At 66.2% G+C, this 20,566-nt stretch carries 19 protein-coding genes; 7 read left to right on the top strand and 12 right to left on the bottom strand.

All coding sequences use genetic code 11. From position 1 onward, the window contains the following. Window positions 1-49 precede the first annotated feature (49 nt). The gene (gene radA / locus QZY44_RS31355) at window positions 50-1,435 is read right to left on the bottom strand and encodes a DNA repair protein RadA (RefSeq protein WP_295456872.1); all 1,386 of its coding nucleotides are present in this window, start codon (window positions 1,433-1,435) and stop codon (window positions 50-52) included. 241 nt (window positions 1,436-1,676) lie between these two features. Here radA and QZY44_RS31350 point away from each other — a divergent pair, with 241 nt between their 5' ends. Continuing rightward, entirely contained in the window at window positions 1,677-3,488 is a 1,812-nt protein-coding gene (locus QZY44_RS31350) for a metallophosphoesterase (RefSeq protein ID WP_295456870.1), read from the top strand. A gap of 18 nt (window positions 3,489-3,506) precedes the next feature. Then, window positions 3,507-4,460 carry a tetratricopeptide repeat protein gene (locus QZY44_RS31345; RefSeq protein ID WP_295456868.1) on the top strand — a complete coding sequence of 318 codons (954 nt, stop codon included), beginning with the start codon at window positions 3,507-3,509 and terminating at the stop codon, window positions 4,458-4,460. A 256-nt stretch (window positions 4,461-4,716) separates the two neighbouring features. On the opposite strand, the gene QZY44_RS31340 is transcribed toward QZY44_RS31345, so the two are convergent. From QZY44_RS31340 to cysM, 5 genes are all read right to left on the bottom strand, one after another. Continuing rightward, entirely contained in the window at window positions 4,717-5,709 is a 993-nt protein-coding gene (locus QZY44_RS31340; RefSeq protein ID WP_295456866.1) for a formylglycine-generating enzyme family protein, read from the bottom strand. A 41-nt stretch (window positions 5,710-5,750) separates the two neighbouring features. Further along, complete coding sequence (locus QZY44_RS31335; protein WP_295456864.1) at window positions 5,751-7,763, bottom strand: serine/threonine-protein kinase; 2,013 nt, start codon at window positions 7,761-7,763, stop codon at window positions 5,751-5,753. Window positions 7,764-8,057: 294 nt separating this feature from the next. Continuing rightward, window positions 8,058-8,525 carry a CYTH domain-containing protein gene (locus QZY44_RS31330; protein ID WP_295456863.1) on the bottom strand — a complete coding sequence of 156 codons (468 nt, stop codon included), beginning with the start codon at window positions 8,523-8,525 and terminating at the stop codon, window positions 8,058-8,060. Between the two features lie 3 nt (window positions 8,526-8,528). Continuing rightward, the gene (gene rlmD, locus QZY44_RS31325) at window positions 8,529-9,860 is read right to left on the bottom strand and encodes a 23S rRNA (uracil(1939)-C(5))-methyltransferase RlmD (protein ID WP_295456860.1); all 1,332 of its coding nucleotides are present in this window, start codon (window positions 9,858-9,860) and stop codon (window positions 8,529-8,531) included. A gap of 140 nt (window positions 9,861-10,000) precedes the next feature. Beyond that, window positions 10,001-10,930: a cysteine synthase CysM gene (gene cysM, locus QZY44_RS31320; protein ID WP_295456858.1), complete on the bottom strand. Its 930-nt coding sequence runs from the start codon at window positions 10,928-10,930 to the stop codon at window positions 10,001-10,003. 157 nt (window positions 10,931-11,087) lie between these two features. Here cysM and QZY44_RS31315 point away from each other — a divergent pair, with 157 nt between their 5' ends. From QZY44_RS31315 to QZY44_RS31300, 4 genes are all read left to right on the top strand, one after another. Beyond that, complete coding sequence (locus QZY44_RS31315; RefSeq protein WP_295456857.1) at window positions 11,088-11,501, top strand: YchJ family protein; 414 nt, start codon at window positions 11,088-11,090, stop codon at window positions 11,499-11,501. A gap of 69 nt (window positions 11,502-11,570) precedes the next feature. After that, entirely contained in the window at window positions 11,571-12,131 is a 561-nt protein-coding gene (locus QZY44_RS31310; RefSeq protein ID WP_295456855.1) for a hypothetical protein, read from the top strand. Window positions 12,132-12,160: 29 nt separating this feature from the next. Then, on the top strand, window positions 12,161-13,222 hold the full coding sequence (locus QZY44_RS31305) for a GGDEF domain-containing protein (RefSeq protein ID WP_295456853.1): 1,062 nt from the start codon (window positions 12,161-12,163) through the stop codon (window positions 13,220-13,222). Window positions 13,223-13,248: 26 nt separating this feature from the next. Then, complete coding sequence (locus QZY44_RS31300) at window positions 13,249-13,932, top strand: hypothetical protein (RefSeq protein WP_295456851.1); 684 nt, start codon at window positions 13,249-13,251, stop codon at window positions 13,930-13,932. 71 nt (window positions 13,933-14,003) lie between these two features. Here QZY44_RS31300 and clpX read toward each other — a convergent pair whose 3' ends face one another. From clpX to nifV, 6 genes are all read right to left on the bottom strand, one after another. Then, window positions 14,004-15,284 (bottom strand): ATP-dependent Clp protease ATP-binding subunit ClpX, encoded by a 1,281-nt coding sequence (clpX, locus tag QZY44_RS31295; RefSeq protein WP_295456849.1) that lies wholly within the window; start codon window positions 15,282-15,284, stop codon window positions 14,004-14,006. Beyond that, a complete protein-coding gene (gene nifM, locus QZY44_RS31290; protein ID WP_295456847.1) occupies window positions 15,281-16,216 on the bottom strand; it encodes a nitrogen fixation protein NifM in 936 nt (311 codons plus the stop codon). Before nifM ends, clpX begins: the two co-directional genes overlap by 4 nt. A gap of 174 nt (window positions 16,217-16,390) precedes the next feature. Continuing rightward, a complete protein-coding gene (locus QZY44_RS31285) occupies window positions 16,391-16,846 on the bottom strand; it encodes a nitrogen fixation protein NifZ (RefSeq protein WP_295456874.1) in 456 nt (151 codons plus the stop codon). After that, window positions 16,830-17,174, bottom strand: a complete 345-nt coding sequence (locus QZY44_RS31280) for a nitrogenase-stabilizing/protective protein NifW (RefSeq protein ID WP_295456845.1) — start codon at window positions 17,172-17,174, stop codon at window positions 16,830-16,832. Before QZY44_RS31280 ends, QZY44_RS31285 begins: the two co-directional genes overlap by 17 nt. 209 nt (window positions 17,175-17,383) lie before the next feature. Beyond that, window positions 17,384-17,926 carry a hypothetical protein gene (locus QZY44_RS31275; protein ID WP_295456843.1) on the bottom strand — a complete coding sequence of 181 codons (543 nt, stop codon included), beginning with the start codon at window positions 17,924-17,926 and terminating at the stop codon, window positions 17,384-17,386. Window positions 17,927-17,957: 31 nt separating this feature from the next. Next, complete coding sequence (nifV, locus tag QZY44_RS31270) at window positions 17,958-19,109, bottom strand: homocitrate synthase (RefSeq protein WP_295456841.1); 1,152 nt, start codon at window positions 19,107-19,109, stop codon at window positions 17,958-17,960. Window positions 19,110-19,696: 587 nt separating this feature from the next. On the opposite strand from nifV, the gene QZY44_RS31265 reads away from it, so the two are divergent. Next, window positions 19,697-20,275, top strand: coding sequence for a DUF3782 domain-containing protein (locus QZY44_RS31265; protein ID WP_295456839.1), 579 nt, complete (start codon window positions 19,697-19,699; stop codon window positions 20,273-20,275). Window positions 20,276-20,566: the final 291 nt, after the last annotated feature.

Here is a 20,566-nt window from a genome sequence, read left to right as displayed (position 1 = left end):
GACGAAGTAGACCCGCAAGATAGCATGATCAAAGCGCATTTTCAGGCCTTCACACCCCCTCGATGGCCGCGGCGAGGGTCTTGACCGCCAGGATTTCCAGCCCCTCCACCCCCTCCTTCGGGACGTTGCCCGCCGGCACGATCGCCCGGCGGATACCGTGCTTGGCCGCCTCCCGCAACCGGTCCGGGCCGTTGGGCACTGGCCTGACCTCGCCCGACAGCCCCACCTCGCCGAACGCCATCAGGTCCAGCGGCAGGGGCCGGTCGCGATAGCTGGACAGCACCGCCAGCACTACCGGCAGGTCGGCCGCCGTCTCGCTGATGCGCACGCTGCCCACCACATTGACGAAGACATCCTGGTTGAACATCCCCACCCCGCCGTGGCGGTGCAGGACCGCCAGCAGCATCGACAGCCGGTTCTGGTCCAACCCCAGCGCCACCCGCCGCGGATTGGCCAGCGGGCTCTCATCCACCAGTGCCTGCACCTCCACCAGCATCGGCCGCGTCCCCTCGCGCGTCACCATCACCAGGCTGCCGGGCACCGGTTCGTCATGGCGGGAGAGGAAGATCGCCGAAGGGTTCTTGACCTCGCGCAGCCCCCGGTCGCCCATGTGGAAGACCCCCAGCTCATTGACCGCCCCGAAGCGGTTCTTGATCGCCCGCACCAGGCGGAAGGGGCTCCCCGGTTCCCCCTCGAAATACAGGACCGTATCGACCATGTGCTCCAGCACCCGCGGCCCCGCCAGCGTACCCTCCTTGGTGACATGACCGACCAGAAAGACCGCCGTGTCGGCCCGCTTGGCAAAGCGCACCAGCTGCGCCGCGGTCTCCCGCACCTGGCTGACCGAGCCCGGGGCCGAGGGCAGCAGGTCTGTATAGAGTGTCTGAATGGAGTCCACCACCATGACCCGCGGGGCCTCCTGCTGCGCGAGCGTCAGGACACGCTCCACGCAGGTCTCCGCCAACAACCGAATACCGGCCCCGGTGACGCCCAGGCGGCGGGCATGCAGCCCGATCTGCTGGGGCGACTCCTCCCCGGTCACATAGAGCACCGATTGGGTCGCCCCCAGCGACTCGCAGGCCTGGAGCAGCAGAGTCGACTTGCCGATCCCCGGGTCGCCGCCCAGCAGGACCACCGAGCCGTTCACCAGACCGCCGCCCAGCACCCGATCCAATTCGCCGATCCCGGTGCCGATGCGCACCCGCTCCTCAGGCCGGAGGTCCGCCAGGGATTGGATCTCGGACTCCGCCGCGCCGACCGCACCGGCAAACCCGCCCCGCGCGGGGGCGCGGTGCGCCGACGCCATCGGCCGCGCGATCTCTTCCATGCTGTTCCAGGCCCCGCAGTCGGAGCACTGCCCGCTCCACTTCGGCTGCGCCGCCCCGCAGGCGTTGCAGACATAGGCGCCGCGGGGCTTCTGGGGTCCGGTGGCCATGGGTGGTGGTGCGCTCCTTAAGTGGTCAGTGGTGACAAGGTCGTCAGGCAGATGCTAGTGTCCGATCAAATCGGAGACAACGCTATGCTGACAGTCCAGGACCCAGCCGCCAAGGGCCAGCGGCTCAACCTGCGCATCAGGCCGGAGAACCGCGACCTGATGATCACACTCGGCGATCTGCGGGCGAGTCGATAGTCGCAGTACAATTGGGGCCTGCGACCCACGGACCCGAGTCATCCTCATGCCTGCCGATACCTTCTCTTGGCTGCATCTGACCGACCTCCACTATGGACTCAAGGGACAGGACTGTCTCTGGCCCAATCTGCGCCAGCCCTTCCTGGATGACCTGGGGGCACTCGCCGAGCGCTGCGGCCCTTGGGATGCGGTGCTCTTTACCGGCGACCTGGTGCAGTCGGGGGAGTCCGCGCAGTTCCAGAACATGCAGGCGGAGGTATTCGGGCCAATCTGGGACCGGCTCGCCGGGCTTGACTCCATTGACGCGGTCTTGCTGGCGGTCCCGGGCAATCACGACCTCTACCGCCCGAACCCACGTGAGGACAATGCCGCCATCGATACCCTGCTGGAACCGGACGGTTTCCAGCGGATCGCGGGGAAATTCTGGGACAACCCAGACGGCGCCTATCGCCGGGTGATCAACGACGCCTTCGCGGCCTATGAGGAGTGGTGGGACGCCACCCCTCACAGGCCAGACGGGCTGACGGCCGGCACCCTGCCCGGCGACTTCGCGGTGACCATCGAGCGTGGCGGACGCTCTATCGGCCTCATCGGACTCAACACCACCTTCCTCCAACTCGACGGCAGCGAGTACCAGGGACGCCTGGTCTGGGACGCCCGTCAATTGCACGCACTCTGTCCGGACGGCATCGACACCTGGACCCGCCGACACGACGGCTGCCTGCTGCTCAGCCACCAGGGTCCGGGCTGGCTGACGCCGGAGGCCCGGAAGCACGGTGCGACCGAGATCGCCCCGCCGGGACGCTTCGCCGTCCATCTGTTCGGCCACATGCACGAGGCCGCCATCGAGTACATCCGCCGCGGCGGCGCGCGGGAATCGGTGCGTCTGTGCCAGGCGTGCTCGGTCTTTGGAATGGAGAAATTTGGCGAGCCACCCAAGGCGCAACGCGCCCACGGCTACACCGCCGGGCGCGTCATCTTCGGCGCGGACCTTACGGAGCTACGACTCTGGCCGCGCATTGCCACCAAAAAGACCGGCGGCTGGCGCTTCATCCCGGACCACGAACACGGCGTACTGGAGTCGGACGAGGGCACCGCCGCCGAGCCGGTCGCCGCCCGGACCCGGCTTGGCGCCACCCAATCGGTCAGGACCGGGTCGGCCGCGGCACCATCACCGCCGACCCAGGTCCACACCGGACCCCGTTCGATGCTGCCCAGCCGCCGCCCCTTTTTTGGCCGTCGCGTGGAGCTTGAGAGGATCGGACACTACCTGAGCCCTGAGCACCGCGGCTGGGGTGTGCTGCTCGACGGTGCCGGCGGCGTGGGCAAGACCGCGTTGGCCCTGGAAGCCGCGCATCGGGCGCCGGCCGAGCGCTTCCCGCTCAAACTCTGGGTCACCGCCAAGGGCCGGGAACTGCTCCCGGACGGGGAGCAGCAACTCCACCACCACCGGGTCGACGGCTTCGACTCCATGCTCGCCGAATTGGGCCGGACCCTGACCCGGGACAACATCCCCCGCGCCGATCCCAAGGAACGTTCGGGTCTGCTGCGCCGCGCCCTCTGCGACCAGCGCGCACTCGTGGTACTCGACAACCTGGAGACCTTCAATCGGGAGGAGCAGCGCCTGGTATACGAGTTGCTGGATTGGCTGCCCGACACCTGCCGCGCCATCGTCACCAGCCGTCGCGCCGGCAGCTCCGCCGCCCGCACCATCCGACTCGACCGGCTGGAGCGGGAGGCGGCCGACGAGTTGCTGGCGGAGTTGGGCAAGCGCTGGCGCCCCATCCAAGACTTGAGCCTGAACGAGCGCGATCGGCTCTATCTGGAGACCGGCGGCAATCCATTGCTGATCACCTAGACCGCTGGCCAGCTTGGAGTGGACCGAGGACGCTGCCGAACCGTCGATGAGGCCATCGGGCGACTGCAGGAGGCCCATCGCCGACAAGGAATCAACGAGCATAACGACCCGCTGGAGTTCGTCTTCGGCGACCTGATGGACACCTTCACCCCGGCCGAAACCGCGGTCCTCACCGCGCTGGTCCATTTCACCAGGCCGGCACGCCTCGACTGGCTCTTGCCCCTCGCCAGACTCAGCGAGGAGGCAGCCAGGACCGCATTGGACGACCTACGCGGCCGCGCGCTGCTGCTCGAGGACCAACGGGGCGACACCTGGTTCCTGCCGCCGCTGGCCGCGCGGTTTCTGCGGCGGGTACGGCCCGTGGCAGTGGGTGAGAGCGGGGAACGGTGGGCGCAGCGGGCCTATGCGCTGATTCAGGTCCATTGGCACAGTTCAGGCGCTTGCGCGCGCAAACGCGCCGTTGCTCTACAACTACGCGGCCAGGGACATACGGCGGCGATGGACTATCCAGCTGCAATCGCTGACTTTCGGGAGTCGCTGGAACTCTACCGCGGCCTATCGCCGACAAGCCGTGCTGTCGCAGTTGTACTCCGGGTTTTGGGTCAGGTATTCAGGATATCCGGCCTGTTCGACGCGTGCGAATCGCATCTCAAGGAGTCTCTCACGATGGCCCGTTCTCTTCCCGATCCACGGACGGCCGCCATCTCTACGGGTAACTTGGCCTTGTTGGCGCTGGACCGCGCTCAATGGGCTGAAGCGGAGCGGCTGGCCCGCGAGTCGATGGGCTTGGTCGAGTCACTCGGACACAAGCAGTGGATAGCGTTCGTCTGTCGAATTCTCGCCCAGTCCCTGGCCCGCCAGGGCCGCGGTGCCGAAGGCCGCTGTCACGCCGGGCGGGGGGTGGCGATTTTCACTGAACTGCGCTCGCCGGAACTGGCCAAGGCCGAAGCCGTGTTGACCGAGTGTCAGTGAGCGCCCTGGGAGCCCCGACACCCTGTCGGCGAGGCAGGCAGGGCAGATAAGGCCCGTGCTCCAGGGCTCGATTCACTAAGCAATCAAGGTCTTACAGAAGCGATGACGATGGGTTTCGCTGCGCTCTACCCATCCTACGGGTTCCGAAGCTTGAAAAGCCGAAATCGTCGACTAAGGCACCGCAGGCGGCGCGTCGAGCTTCGGGAGGCAGAGCGTCCCGGACACAGGTTACCAAGCGGAGCTTGGTAACCAGGGATCAAGGGCTAAGCGTCCTGGCCACGCGGAGGCCGACATCAGGGCTGCGCACGCCGGAGCCGTCCCGGTTGCGCAGCGCGGAGTGCAGGAGCCACGGGGCGTCGCGCCAGGAACCGCCGCGCACCACGCGCAGCCCACTGCTTTTGCAGGAATCCCGCCATTCCGAGCCATTCTGCGGGGCACCCGTATAGTCCTTATGCCAACAGTCCTGTACCCATTCAATGACGTTTCCATGCATGTCATACAGCCCCCAAGGGTTGGCGGGATAATGCCCCACCGGCTGAGTCTTCCCTAGAGAAACGCCGGGGTTGTCACCGCAGGCGGCATCATCCGCGCTGGTGCCGTCGCAATTGGCCTGACTGGAATTGATGCAATCGCCGGTGCTGAAGGCGGTCGTGGTCCCGGCACGGGCGGCATACTCCCATTCTGCCTCACTGGGCAATCGATAGGCCTTGCCGGTCTGGCGGCTGAGCCAGGTCACATATTGTTGGGCGTCGCTCCACGAGACATTGATGACCGGGCGGCTACCCCGCCCCCATCCCGCGTCACTGGGACGCCGGCTACAACCGCCGGCGGCTTGGCAGGCATCCCATGCGTCGAAGGTCACCTCAAATTTCCCCAATTCAAAGGCAGCGACCTGCACCCGATGAGCGGGCTTCTCGTCGTCGCCGCACGCCTTCTCGTCCGGCCGGCAGCCCATGGAGAAGCTACCGGCAGGTATGAGGACCATCGCCGGCTCGACCACCGACTGGCGGTCCACCGCGGGTGTCGGGCGGACCTTGGGTACCGGCGGCGCTTTCTGCTGCGCCGGTTGCGGCGGCGGCCGCTGCGGCTTGGGTGCCGCGGGCTTTGGCGGCGGCTTGGCCGGCGCGGTTTGTCGCTCGTACTGCTCCATCAACCGGCGCACCTCCGGGTCTTGCGGCTCGGCTACAGCAACCATAGGCAACGTCAGGCCCAGTAGCATCAGACCCGGCATCCAATCATGTAGAGTCATCGCTCGCCCTCACCATCATACTCGTTAGACTGCGCATCGATTCAATTGCGTTGACCTGCCAGCCGCTCCCGCAGTTCGGCAACCTCGGGGGCCAGTGGGTCCCACTGCCGCATATCATCCAATACCAGCTTGGCCTTGTCGGCACGGCCCTGCTCCAGAAAGGCGCGGGCGGCGGCGTGCAGCTTGACGGTCCGCTCCCGCCGGAAGGCGGCCACCGCCCCATCGCGATCCCAGGTCTTCGCATCATCCAGCGCCCGCAGCGCAGCCGCGATATTGCGTTTTTCCAATAACCCCTGGGCCGCCGCCAACTGGAGTTTCAGCTTCTTCTGGCCAGCCTCGCGCACCACCGCCAACGCCTGCTCTACCTCCGCCCGGTACCCGCACCCGTTGGGCGCACAGTCATCCAGATAGGTTTGGTACGCCGCCTCGCGATTCGCCGTCTCTGCGGTCTTAAAGGCACGCTCGTCGGCGTCTTGACGGTCGGCTGCTGCCTTGGCCGTTGTCTCTGGCTGGACGATGGGCTCCCGTTCGGCGCGCTCCCGTTCGGCGCGCTCACGGGCCTCGGGCGCCGTGACCAGGGCGGTCAGGCGTTTCAGTGCCTCGCCCTGATACCCACAGCCGTTCGCCGCACAGGCCCCCAGATAGATACGATACCCCTGCTCGGTATCGGCCTTGCGTGCGGCCTCAAAGGCCCGCTCATCGGCGGCTTGCCGTTCATCCGCGACCTGGCGCTCTTGCTCGAACTTAAGATGCGCTGCCACCCGCGCAAGGCGCTCATGCTCCGCGCGCTCCCGGGCCTCGCGCTCCGCCACCAATGCATTCAGGCGCTGTTGTGCCTCCACCCGGTGCCCACACCCGTTGACCGCGCAGTTGGCCAGATAGGCGTGATACCCCGCTTCGCTGCCGGCCCCCAGTGCGGTCTTGTAGGCACTATCATCAGCGTCCTGGGGGTTCTTGGGCAAGAGGAGCCAACCAGCGAACCCCACGGCAACGGCCACGAGGAACAAGGCGCCGCCGATGAGCCCGATCCGCCCCCGGGTCACTGCGCCTTGACCGGCCACGGCCCCGCCGGCTACCGGCCAGCGCAACAGGAGGTCGTCCAGACTCGCGGGCCGCCGCGCCGGATCGGGCGCCAGCATCGCGGCCAGCCAGGGCCGCAGGACAGAGGGCACCCGACTCAGATCGGGCTCGCCCTGACGGGTGAGCACAGCCGCCTCGAGGGTCGTGCCCATCTTCAGCGGTCGACCCAGGGCGGCGGCGGCCAGTACCAGCCCCAGGCTATAGATATCTGAACGCGCATCCACCTTGCCGCCGAACATGCCGAACTGCTCCGGGGAGGCGAACAGGTGTTTACCGGCGAAGGACGATCCGATGATGCTCTGAGTTCCCGGTTGCGTGAGTTTACTCAGGCCAAAGTCGATGAGCTTGGCGGCGGCCACCTGGCCGCCGGGCAGGATCACGTTGTCCGGAGCCAGATCGCGGTGGACGGCCCCCTGGCGGTGGGCCTGCGCCAACCCGCCGGCGAGCCGGTCGCGCAGGGTCAAGACCTCGTCCACGGACAGCGGACCCTGGTGAATCCGCTCCGCGAGTGAGGGTCCGTCCGCATATTCCATGATCAGATAGTCCCGACCATCATGGTCCTGGACGAAGCCGTCGTAACTCACCACGGCATCGTGGCGCACCCCGCGCAGGACCCTGGCCTCGCGGTAGAAGAGGTCCATCGCCTGACGGTTGGCCACCATGAAGGGCCGGATCACCTTCACCGCGTGCAGGGTGCCTAGCTTGGCATGACGGGTCAGGTAGACCTCGCCCATACCGCCGCCCCCGAGTTGGCGTTCGACCCGGTAGGTGTTGACCAACACGGTGCCGGGGGGGATGCCGAAGGGGGATGCCAGATCGGCGGTGGAGTTTGGGGATACAACGCCAGCCGACGCCTCGGAGCCGGTCACGGACGGTTCGGGGTGGCGCTCCAGCCAGGGGGAATCGGATGGACTAAGGATATTCGTCGCGTGCGACGCGCGACCGTCCACCACTTTGTTCGCTTCGTCGTTCATCTGCCCCCGATCGCTGCGGTCGCATACCCCGTGAAATGACCGGCCGCGAGCGGGGGCGCCAGACAGGGGGATGGCCCCAGGTCCCCCGCAACGCCGATTGGCCAGCCCGGAGCGTAGCATTGTAACTGACTACACCGGCCACGGGCTCCAGACTGCCGCCGCGGGGTGCGATCAGACGTGATGTAGTCAGCGAAATCGCCCGTCGTCGGGTGGCAGCGCGCGGACTTCAGCGCTGAGCGCCTGACCGATGCGTCACACCGCCCAGCGGTGTGACGAGAGCGGCGCAGCGTCAGCTTACCACTCCTTAAACGGCCGGCGCGCCAGATTGGCATTGGAATAACGCAGATCGTCGGTGACATCCAGCCCCAACCAGGAGGGATGCTCGAATGATTCGTGCTCCCGCTTCAGCTCGATCTCGGCCAACACCAGGCCGGCGTTGTCGCCGGTAAAGACGTCCACGTCCCAATAATGGGCGCCGCAAGGGACCCGATAACGCATCTTGTCGATCAGCGGCAGGATGGTGAGCTCGCGCAGCATGGCCTCGCCATCCGCCGGGGGGATGGCGTATTCGAACTCGCTGCGCACCAGGCCGCGGGGCGGACCCTTGATGGTGAGGAAGGCGGCACCGTCGCGCATGCGCACCCGCACCGTGAGGTCCCCGCTGGTCGCCAGATAGCCCTGGAGGATGCGCCACTCGCGCTCCACTGCACCGCGCCAGGACTCATTCTTGACCAGGAACTTACGCTCGATCTCCAGTGCCATGACTCACACCTCCACACGCTCGAAGAGTGCCATCGATTCCACATGCGCCGTATGCGGAAACATATCCATCACCCCGGCGCTGACCAGCCGATAACCCAAGGCATTGACCAGCCGGTCCGCGTCGCGCGCGAGCGTGCTGGGATGACAGGACACATAGCAGATCTGCTGCACCCCCAGACGCGGCAGCCAGTCCAAGACCTCCAGGGCGCCGGTCCGTGGCGGGTCCAGCAGCACCTTGTGATACTGCCCGCGCATCCACGGTTGGTCGGTCAGGTCGGCATAGAGGTTGGCCGTCTCGAAACGGGCGTTGGTGATACCGTTGCGCCGGGCGTTGGCCGTGGCCCGCGCGATGAGCCCCTCCTCCGCCTCGACCCCCACCACCTCGCCGGCCCGGCGCGCCAGCGGCAGACTGAAGTTGCCGAGCCCGCAGAAGAGATCCAGCACCCGCTCGTCCGGTTGCGGGTCGAGCAGGTCCAGGGCCTGATCCAGCATCAGACGGTTGAGCTCCAGATTCACCTGGGTGAACTCGGTCGGCGCGAACACCATGCGCAGGCCGACCTTGGGCAAGTCGTAATGCAGTTCCACCTCATGGCCCGGCAAGGCCCGGATGGTCTCCACCCCGCCCTCCTGGAGATAGCAATGGAAGCCATGGTCGTCCGCCAGCCGTTGCAGGATGTCGAGGTCCGCCGCGCTCGGCGGGGCCATCACGCGGAACACCAGCACGCAGGGGCCATCCCCCATCGCCACCTCGATCTGCGGCACCTGGTCGCGGATGCTCAGGTGATCGATCGCCTCCGCCAGGACCACGAGGCGCTCGCCCACCTGCGGATGCAGCACCTCGCAGCGGCGCAGATCGGCCAGATAGGGCGTGCCGCGCTCGCGAAAGCCCACCAGGGTGCGGCCCTTCTTGACCACGTAACGCACCCCCAGGCGCGCCTTGCGGCGGTACCCCCAGTGACCGGCGACGAGCGGCGGGAGCCAGGCGGCGGGGCTGACATGGCCGATGCGCGTGAACACATCGGCGAGCGTCTCCTGCTTGATGCGGATCTGGGCGGCCGGGTCCAGGTGCTGAAGGTTGCACCCGCCACAGATACCGAAGTGCGGGCAGCGCGGCTCGACCCGGTCCGGCGCGACGCGCAGCACCTCCACCGCCAGCCCCTCATCGAAGCTGCGCTGGAGGCGAGTATAGCGCATCCGCACCCGTTCCCCGGGCAGAGCATAGTCGACGAAGGTCGCCTTGCCGTCGAAGTGAGTGAGACCCCGGCCCTCATGGGTCAGGCCCTCGATCTCGACCTCGATCTCGGGCGGGAGTGGTTTGCGCTTTCTGTTTGACAACTGAGTGTTCCTGAAATCCAGAAAAAATGATTGGCGCGATCTTAGGTGATTTCCGGAACGCCCGTTACCACCAACGATCGGATCGGATGAAGGTGCGACTTAAGTCGCACCGACATTATGCGAATGATTCGGACATCTTCTTAGTCCGGAAAGACCCCGGTCGACAGGTAGCGGTCCCCGCGATCACAGGCGATGGCGACGATCACCGCGGCACTCACCTCAGAGGATAGCCGCAGCGCCGCCGCCACCGCGCCGCCGGAGGAGACACCGGCGAAGATGCCCTCGCGCGCGGCCAGCTCACGGGTGGTCTGCTCGGCCTGCGACTGGGACACATCAATGATCCGGTCCACCCGCGCCGGGTCATAGATGCGCGGCAGATAGGCGGCCGGCCAGCGGCGGATGCCGGGGATGTTCGCCCCCTCCGCCGGCTGCACGCCGACGATCTGCACCGCGGGGTTCTGCTCTTTGAGATAGCGCCCCGTGCCCATGATGGTCCCGGTGGTCCCCATGGCGCTCACAAAATGGGTCACACGTCCGGCCGTGTCACGCCAGATCTCAGGACCGGTGGAGGCGTAGTGGGCGGCCGGATTGTCCGGGTTAGAGAACTGATCGAGCCGCACCCCCTCCCCGCGCGCCGCCATGGCATTGGCCAGGTCGATGGCCGCCTCCATGCTGCCCGCACGCGGCGTCAGAACGATCTGCGCGCCGAAACTGCGCATCACCGCCCGGCGCTCCACGCTCATGTGCTCGGGCATGATCAGCACCATCCGATAGCCCATGATGGCCGCGGCCATGGCGAGCGCGATCCCGGTGTTGCCGCTGGTGGCCTCGATCAGGGTATCGCCGGGGCCGATCTCGCCCCGCTCCCGCGCCCGCCGGATCATGTTCAGGGCGGGGCGATCCTTCACCGAGCCCGCGGGATTATTGCCCTCGAGCTTGACCAGGATCAGATTGTCGGACGCCGCGGGCAGCCGCTGCAGCCGCACCAGCGGCGTGTTGCCGATGCAGGTTTCGATGGTGGGCGCAGTCGGCCGAGCGACGGCAGGAGATGGCGCAGAGGTCTGGGTCATGAGGGTTCGGGCAGGTCGACAGAGAAACTATCCCGCGATTGTGCATCAGCGCCGCCAGGCAACCAAGCCGGGAACCAATCTTCAGACTTGAGATGACGAGCAAGGCCGGCGCGCGGCCCCCTTTTCACGCCGACGGCCGGTGAGGCATGATGCCCGCATGAACACCCAAGCGCCGATCCCAGACCCCTGCCCCTGCGGCAGCGCCCTCGCCTACCCGGACTGTTGCGGCCCACTGATCGCCGGGACGCAACTCCCGCCGACCGCCGAGCGGCTCATGCGCTCGCGTTACACCGCCTACACGCGGGGCGAGGCAGACTACCTGCGCGCCACCTGGCACCCCACCACCCGGCAGCAGGGCGTCGCCCTGGATGAGACTGTACGTTGGCTCGGGCTCAAGATCATGGCTACGCAGGCGGGCGGAGCGGACGACCAGCACGGGCTGGTGGAGTTCGTTGCCCGCTACAAGATCGGTGGGCGCGCCCACCGGTTGCACGAGCGCAGCCGCTTCAAGCGCTTGCAGGGGCGCTGGTTCTATGTGGATGGCGAACTGCCGCCGTCCTCTGACCCTTAAACGACACGGCCGATTGGCGCCGCGGCCGCCGGGGCATCAACGATTGCAACCTAGAGTGACACATCGAACATGCAACGCTACACGCTCACCGAATATGCCGACGCCTCGTCCGCGACCCGTGACGTTTACGATGACTTCATGCGCACCACCGGGGCCACCAGCGTTCCGGTGTGGCTGAAGAGCCTGGGACACAGCGCTGCGCTGACCCGCGCCTATTGGGAACGGGCCAAGGGCACCCTGTTTTTCGGAACGGTGCCGCTGCCGCTCAAGGAGATGATCGTATTCGCCGTTTCCGGCCTGCACGGCGCCCGCTACTGCTCCGCCTGCCACGCCCAAAATGTGCTGAGCCTAGACAAGACCTTGACCTTCGAGGACTTGCAGCGCTTTCTCCAGGGCAGTGCCGACTTCCAGTTGCCCGCCAGCTACCGCAGTGTCGTGCGGTTCGCCGACAAGGTGGCCCGCAATCCCAACGGACTCACGGACGCCGACTTCGAGGAGCTCATGGATGAAGGCTTCAGCCGGGAGGAAATCTACGAGGTCATTGCGGTGATCGATATGGCCTCCATGTTCAATATCTACACCAGTGCACTGCGACTCGACCTCGACCCGGAGTATCGCGCCATACTGTGACACCCGAATCCGCTGGCGATGCCCCCGCCATGAGCGGCGGCATTCATTGGACGAAGCGCGCGGCACAGCAGCTGGTGCGCTATGAGGCGTTGTTCCATCTGCTCGAGGACATCCAGGCGGTTGAGAGCATCGACGACATCGCGCGGCAGGTCGCGGCGCAGTGGAAATACTTCGCCAATGTCGCCGCCTGGCGCCTGGTGGTCGAGAACGACGGCGGCTACCTGGTGATCGACGGTGTGCGCGGTTCGGCCCAAGTGGCAACCGAGCAGGCGCTCTCCCCCTGGGACGCCTATCATTGGGAGCGGCAACGCCCGGAACGCTGGTCGATGCCCGAACCGCACTATAACGTTGCCCCGCCCAAGCACCTGGCCGCGCCGGCCATCAGCGAGATTATCGTGTTGCCCGTGGTCGGCGCCGGACGCTGCATCGGCCTGTTGAGCGCCGCGGCGCGCCATGAGCCGTTTAGCGACATGGACCAGAAGTTCATCCGCATCTTCGGCGGCCATCTGACCGACCGCGTCTCCGGTATTTTGTTGCGCCAGCAGGCCATGCAGACGCTCATCGACAAGGCCACCTACGACGCCCTCACCGGTCTGCTGAACCGCGGCAGCGTCATTGAGCGGCTGGCCGGCCAGCTCGCGGTCGCCAGGGACTCAGGACTAACGCTGGGCGTGATCAGCGGCGATGTCGATTTCTTCAAGAACATCAATGACACCTACGGCCACTGGGCCGGGGACGCAGTACTGCGCGAAGTGGCGCGCCGGCTCCAGGCGCAGACGCGTGCGCTCGACAGCGTTGGGCGTTACGGTGGCGAGGAATTCCTCATCGTGCTCTACCCCTGCACGGCGCAGGAACTCGCACAGGCCGCCGAACGCTTGCGCCGTGCCATCGCCGACACGCCGTTCGCCATTGATGGGGAGGTGCCGGGGGACTTGGCGGTGACCATCAGCCTAGGGACGGCCAGCACCACCGGACAGGCGCAGATCGCGCTCGAGGCCCTGCTCAAGCTCGCCGACCAGGCGCTATACCGTTCGAAGGCCGACGGGCGTAACCGCGTCAGCGCCGCCGGGCCGCCGGATGCAGAAGATTGAAAACAGTAACCAAAGGAGACTGATTCATGACCCGGCCATGCGCGCCACGAACCACTGCATTGCTCTCGTTCGTCCTACTCGGCGGCAGCGCACTACTGTCGGGCTGCGCCTGCGACCCCACCCGGGGTTCCTGGCACCCCGACGGGCGGATCGAGACCCCGAACGGCAAGCCGTTCACCCTGTCCACCAAGGAGAAGAAGCTCCTGATCGCACCCGGCAGCCTGACCATCACCCCGGTGGAGAACGACTGTGCCCCGCGGCTCGACATCGGCAACGGTAGCGACAAGATCAGCCTCCCGCTGCATACCGGCGAAATGACCCGGCACAGTGGGATCAGCATCATGGGCGTGACCCACAACGGACTGTCGGCCAACATCGTCGGCAACTGGAATGACATCGCTCAAGGGCGCCCGCACGAAAGCTACACCACTGAGTCATGCACCACGTACGGATACTGCGCGAAACAAGAGACTGAAAAGGAATGCCATGAGGGCAAGTGCAAGCGTGAAACGCATACCAGACATGGGCATTACTCAGACTGCCCGGGCAGCCGTCCAGTCACCATTCGCTATGACTATTTCAAGCGGTCATACCGCCTCGACTTCCTTAATCCACAGAACACCAGGGAGAAGTTCGGGACCTATGAAGGCATCACCGGGTCATTTGAACAGGAGATCGACCGGCTGACCGGCCCCTGCATGGCGTACTGAGTCGCTCGTCGCGGCCGGGGGGCCGCTCCTACGCCGTAGGAGCGGCCCCCCGGCCGCGACGCCCCCGACGCTCAGCCGCCCCCGGCCGCCACCGCCGCCGGCACCTCGGCCGTGTATTGCCACTGCACCGGGCGCTCACCATTCACCGCCGACTCATCGACCAGACAACCGGTCACACCGCTCATCGACGGCAGTTCAAACATCGGCCGCTGCAAGAGCCCCTCTAACACGCTGCGCAGCCCCCGCGCCCCGGTGCCGCGGGCGATGGCCTTGCGGGCGATGGCGGTCAGGGCCTCGGGGGAGAATTGCAGCGTGGCCCCCTCGAAGAGAAACAACTGCTGATACTGGCGCAACAGCGCATTGCGGGGCTCGGTCAGGATGCGCACCAGGGCCGCCTCGTCCAGGTCGTGCAGGGCCACCACCACCGGGAAGCGGCCGATGAACTCCGGGATCAGGCCGAACTGGCGCAGGTCGTCCGGCTGGGTCTCGTCATAGATGCGCGCGGTGGCGTGCGGGTCCACCTTGGCCGTCATTTCGGAATGAAAGCCGATGCCCGCGGGCCCCGGCTCCAACCGTCGGCGCAGCACGCGCTCCAGCCCGGCGAAGGCCCCGCCGACCATGAATAGAATGTTGCGGGTATCGATCAGCGGCGGCTCACCCGCCTCCTTGCGGCCCTTGAGATTGATCTTGACCTGGGTGCCCTCCACTAGCTTGAGCAGCGCCTGCTGCACACCCTCGCCGGAGACGTCGCGGGTGCCATGGCTGTTCTCACCCACCCGCGCCAGCTTGTCGATCTCATCGATATAGACGATGCCCCACTCGGCCAGGTCCTTGTTGCCGCCGGCCGCGTCCAGCAGACGGGCGATGATGCCCTCCACGTCATCACCCACATAGCCGGCCTGGGTCAGGGTGGTGGCGTCCGCGATCACAAAGGGCACCCCGACGATGCGCGCCAAGGTGGCGGCGAGCAGCGTCTTGCCGGTGCCGGAGGGGCCGAGCAACAGGATGTTGGACTTGTCGATCTCCACCCGGTCGCTGTCGTCCAGGGCACGCCGTGGGGACTTGGACTCCACCGCCAGGCGCTTGAAGTGGTTGTGGACGGCCACCGCCAGGCACTCCTTGGCCGACTCCTGACCGATCACATAGCGATCGAGTTGGTCCTTGATCTCCTGCGGTTTAGGCGGGGCCTTGTGGGGTCCGTTGAGCGCGCGGCAGCGCCCCCAACTGGTGACCACCTGATGGGCCAGGGCGACACAGGCCTCGCAGATGTGGCCGTCGATCCCGGCGATGAGCGGCGTGTCGACCCCCTGAGGGGCGCCGCAAAAGGAACAGCTGTGGAGTGTGTCGTTCATGCCGCCGCCTCCTCGCTCTGAACCGAATCGGCCGACGTGGCCGCCTGTCGTCGTAACGCCTCGAGCCACGCCTGCTGACAGCGGCGCGCGACCCATTTCTCCAATACTTGGCGGATCTGGGGCTGTGCTTGACTGAATGGGATGGAGCGCGGCGGCGCGATGTCCTCGCACAGCAGCAGATGGAAGCCCATTTCGGACTCCACTGGGCCGCTGATCTCACCTGCCTCCAGTGCAAACAGGGCCGCATCGAGCGCCGGGTACAACTGACCGGGGACTACCTCCCCCAGCCGCCCACCCTCGGTGGCCGTCGGGCACTCGGAGTGTCCGCGCGCCAGGGCCGCGAAACGCTCAGCGCCATCGTCCGGCGGCCCCTGCAGACGCTCGCTCAGTTGCTCGATCCGCGCCAAGGCGACGTCGCGCCGGTTCTCGGCAAAGTCGTCGTTCACCGTAATCAGCAGATGGTGGGCGGTGCGCCGCTCCGGGACGCTGAACCGCTCCGGGTGGGACTCATAGAAGCGGCGCTCATCCAACTCGGTGACCGCAGCCGCACGGGCGGCCACCCGGCTCATCGCCCCATCGAAAGTCAGTTCGCGTTGCAGGGCCAGGCCCAGGGTCTTGAGATCGAGTCCGTTGCGCTCCAGGTCTGCGGCGAATTCCGCCGCATCGGCATAGCGCGCAAGCAGCTGCGCAACCGCCTCTTCGACCCGCGAGGCGGGAATGATCAGGTCACGCACCTCCTGGGAGCCCAAGACCAGACACTCCAGCTCAAAGGTCCGGCGCGCCAGCCGCGTCACCTCCGCCAATTGCTCGGCTGTCAGGTCAGCCACGCCGACCTGGAAGCGCTCAGCGGCGGCACGCAACAGGTGATAGCGAAACTCGGGCCGGTCAGTCATCGGATCAGTGGATATCGGGTGGCTGTGTGATTGGCCCATGGTATTCATCCTGGCTAGCAGTTCAAGATCATCGTAGGGTGGATAAGGCGCGCGTAAGACGCTTGCGGACCAGGCACAGGACTTGATCGCGCCGCATCCACCAGCCGCTTGAGGTGGCTGCAATGGTGGATGCGCTACGCTTATCCACCCTACCGCCTCTGACCACCGTGCACCCTACAACCCGTCATCCACGCCCACCCCATCCAGCGCCGACTCTGGCACCTGGAGCGGATTCGGCCCCTCGAACCACACGTGATAAGCGACCCCGCCCGGGGCATCGCGGATCACCTTCAGCACCTCCCCCGCGGCGCCCCGCTCCACCAGCACCTTGCCGGCAATGCCCAAGGGGATCCGGGCCGTCACCCGATCACGGAACTCGAAGCGGCTCGGCACCCAGGGGTCGGCGGCGGGCTGCAATTCCTCCTCCCGGCAACCCACCACCCGGTCCTCATCGAGAAAATGAACCGAATAGATGATCTGATCCTGGAGGAAGGTCCCGACGTCGCGCACAAAGCCAACACTGCCGCGGCGCAGCAGGAGCGTACCGGTGGCCAGGCCCGGGTAGGTCCCGTCGTTGCGCACATTGCGCAGCACACGGACCTCGGCGCCGAACTCAAATGCCGGCCGCACGGGGAATCTGCCCAAGCAGGTCGCTCAATGGGATGCTGGCCGTCTTGGGCTCGTGCATGTGAAAGACCCGGAAGAGCTTCTCGGTGCGTGCATCCGAGACCACGAAGTCCTGATAGGCCGCCTCCAGACGGTCCGCGTGCAGCGCCCAACGCGCCGCCGCGCCATCCGGCAGTTCACCCGCCTGGGCCAGGTAGTTATGGAAGCGCTGCAGGATATGCAGGCGATTCACCTGCACGACCTTGGGATCGTAATCGATCCGAAAATAGTCCAGGAAGTCCTCCGCGCTGGACAACTCCGCCAGGTCGGATTCGAAATCGTCGTTTGTCATCGTAGCCTCCGGGGAAATAAGAAGTGATCGCGCCGATGGTTGGAAATGGGACAGGATTAACAGGATCCTTCAGGATTGACAGGATGCAACATCAGGCTTCATATCATCCGCAATTCTGTAAATCCTGGGAAATCTTGTTAATCCTGTCCATTTATTCTCAAACCCCTCGGAACTAAGACGGCTGGGGCGGTTCACAAACTCACCGCACCCTACCGGCCGATGAAGCTGACATTTGCGTCCGCACGCGCCACCGCAGCCTCGGCCACGGCACCCTGGGCCAGTGCGCGCAGTTCTTTGATGCCGAGCCGGTCGCTGGTGTCGATCTCGGCAATCTTGTCGAAGCGTTCCAGGGCCGCCGCCGGCTCGCCCAGGCGCAGCAACAGAAAGCCGGCGCCCTTGAGTGTCAGCAACAGAAAGCGGGTCAGGCTCATGGAGACCAGCACCGAGCCGCCCAGGTCGGACTCAGATAAGTCCTGCCAACGCGCCGGCAGTTGCAGACGGGCCGCGGCGACCGCGATCGCCCGTTCCGCCGTGATGAGCGCCTCCCGATAGCAGCGCCGGTAATAGAAATAGCGATACACGGCAACCAGCACCGAGAGATGCTCCGGCTCCAGGAAATAGGCGCGCAGCAGGCTGTGCTCCGCGGCGATCTCCCCATAGCGTTCGGCTGCATAGGCCAGCAGCCGCCCCACCTCCGGGGTGACAGGCTCATCGAAATACATCGGCTCGCCGTCAAATTCCAAGAGATCCATCGTCAGCGCCCTCCGCTCGTGCGTTCCAGGATCATTGCAGCACCGCCCCCGGATGGCCGATCTCCACTAAGAAATGTCGCAGGTCCGCGGTGCCCGGTGAGCGTTTGTTCTGGGTGACAAAGCGCCGCACCAGGGGCAGGACGCGCTCCGCCTGCTCCGGGGCCAGGTCGAGCTGCAGGGTCTCGCCATAGACCTGGCAGACCGAGCGCCGGCCCGAGTGCTTGCCGAGCACCAGCGCGTGCATGCGGCCCACCTCGGCGGGGTCGACGCCCTGATAGTTCAGCGGGTCCTTGAGCAGGCCATCGACATGGATGCCGGCCTCGTGGGTGAAGGCGCCCTGCCCCACCAGGCTCTTATGCCAGGCCACCGGCTTGCCGGAGGCGCGGGCGACCAGCCGCGAGAGCACGTCGAAGCGCGACAGGTCAACGCCGGTTGCGACGCCCTGCGTGTGCTTGAGCGCCATCGCCACCTCCTCCAGCGCGGCATTGCCGGCGCGCTCGCCAAGGCCGTGGACCGTGGTATTCACATGGGTCGCCCCGGCGCGCGTGGCCGCCAGCGTATTGGCGGTGGCGAGCCCCAGGTCATCGTGGGCGTGCATTTCGAGATCCAGGTCGACGCGGCTGCGCAGTGCGCTGATGCGCTCGAAGACCCCAAACGGCTCCAGCATCCCCATGGTATCGGCGAAGCGGAAGCGGGTGGCGCCGGTCGCCTGGGCGGTCTCCGCCACCCGCCACAAAAACTCGGGATCGGCCCGCGAGGCATCCTCGCCGCCGACACAGACCGCGAACCCCAGGTCCAGCGCGGCGCGCACCTCGCGGCGGATCTGGGCGAGCACCCAGTCGCGGTCGCGCCCCAACTTGCCGCGGATCTGTTGGTCAGAGACTGGCACCGACAGGTCCACCAGGTCCACCCCCAGCCCCCGGCACTGCTTGAGATCCGCCGGCAGCATCCGCGCCCATACCATAAGGCGCACCGGCAGGTTGAGATCCGCCAGGGCGCGGATGGAGTCGCGCTCCTCCTCGCCCATGGCCGGGATGCCGACCTCCAGTTCGGGCACGCCGATGGCGGCCAGCCCCCGGGCGATGGCCAGTTTCTCGGCCAGCGAGAAGGCCACCCCGGCGGACTGTTCGCCGTCGCGCAGGGTCGTATCGTTGATGGTAACGAGTGGTCGAGTGGCTGACATCGGTGTGCTTCCAGTTCCGTTTGGTTGGGATTTAGCAAACCGCGTGCCATAAGACTCCGAGCATCCGGCTCAGTGATTTAGCCTGCGCCTGACGGGACCTTGGCGGGTTTACGACAAGGCCCGCCACCGCGCGACTGTCGCAAAGAGGATCGGGCAAGTGGTCCATCCTTGCGGCCAGGACGCCCCAATCCTGCGCCTGGGAGCGCCGACATTCTGTCGGCCAACCGCCGTCAGGCGGTTCGCGGTCTTGCAGTGAGCCCCGCCGGTTGGGTTTTTCGGAAGGCCCCAACCGCGCGGCGCGCCCTCGCCGACAGACTGTCGGCGCTCCCTGGGGCCGCCTGGCGGCGGCTTTCCGGATGCGCAGCACCTTGGCGGACAGCGCACCATTCCAGGGCAGATTGCTTGTCATCGGCGCCCTTGCCGCCTGGCAGGCAGTGGGAGATCACTCTCGTCCACACGCGCCGCGTGGGGATGCCGTCGCACCGCCCCGCGGTGCGTCGGGACCAGCCCAAGACCGCAGGTCCGGACCGCGGCCCCGACCGATCGTTCTATACTCGCATCATCGGCATCACTGGAGCGATCACACCATGACTACTACGTCCGAAGAGGTATGGGCCTTGTTGCGCGAACTGGCCGAGGCGCAAAAGCAGGCACAACAGGAGGCGGAGCGCAGGGGGCAGGAGACGGAGCGCAAGGCACAGGAAACCGATCGGCAGATCAAGGAACTGGGCAAGCAGATCGGCGGCCTGGGTGAAAAGTTCGGCAGCTTTACCGAGGGGCTGGCCTTACCCTCCATGGAGCAGCTCCTGCGCGAACGCTTCGGTATGGAGGTCATCAGCCCCAGCGTGCGCGTCACCAAAGGGGGCCGACACCTGGAGATCGACGTGCTGGCCTACGCCAACGGCCCGGTCAACGCGGCCTATGTGGTCGAGGTGAAGAGCCACCCGCGCGAAGAGGGGATTACGCAGTTGCGCGACCTGCTGCAACGGTTCCGCGAATTCCTCCCCGAGCACCGCGACAAACGGCTCTACGGCATCCTGGCGGCGGTAGACCTCACGCCGACGCTGCGCGAACGGGTCCTGCGCGACGGATTCTATGTGGCGCGCATTCAGGATCAGGTCTTCACGCTGGATGTCCCCGAGGGGTTTCAGCCGCGGGTCTATTGACCGTGCATGCTGATCCAAGTCCCGTCAGCACTGGGGAGACGCCGACCCGCGCCGAGCAAGGTCCCGGACGCGCCCACGAGTGTCCTGAGCGCGCCAACAAAGGTCCTGTACGCGCGCACGAGTCTTCCGTACGCGCTGACGAACCTTCCGTGCACAAAGACCCGAGTCATTGTTAATCCTGAATCAGTGATCTGCATAGGCTAAATTGATATAGATCTCTCGAAAAAACAGCAGTCTGGAGTTAAAATAGTGCATCGTTATGGCTCACTCGGTAGGTGACACGATGCGGCG

This window comes from uncultured Thiodictyon sp. (assembly GCA_903837595.1).
Classification (GTDB): Bacteria; Pseudomonadota; Gammaproteobacteria; order Chromatiales; family Chromatiaceae; genus Thiodictyon.
This window is presented reverse-complemented; position numbering and strand designations above follow the sequence as displayed.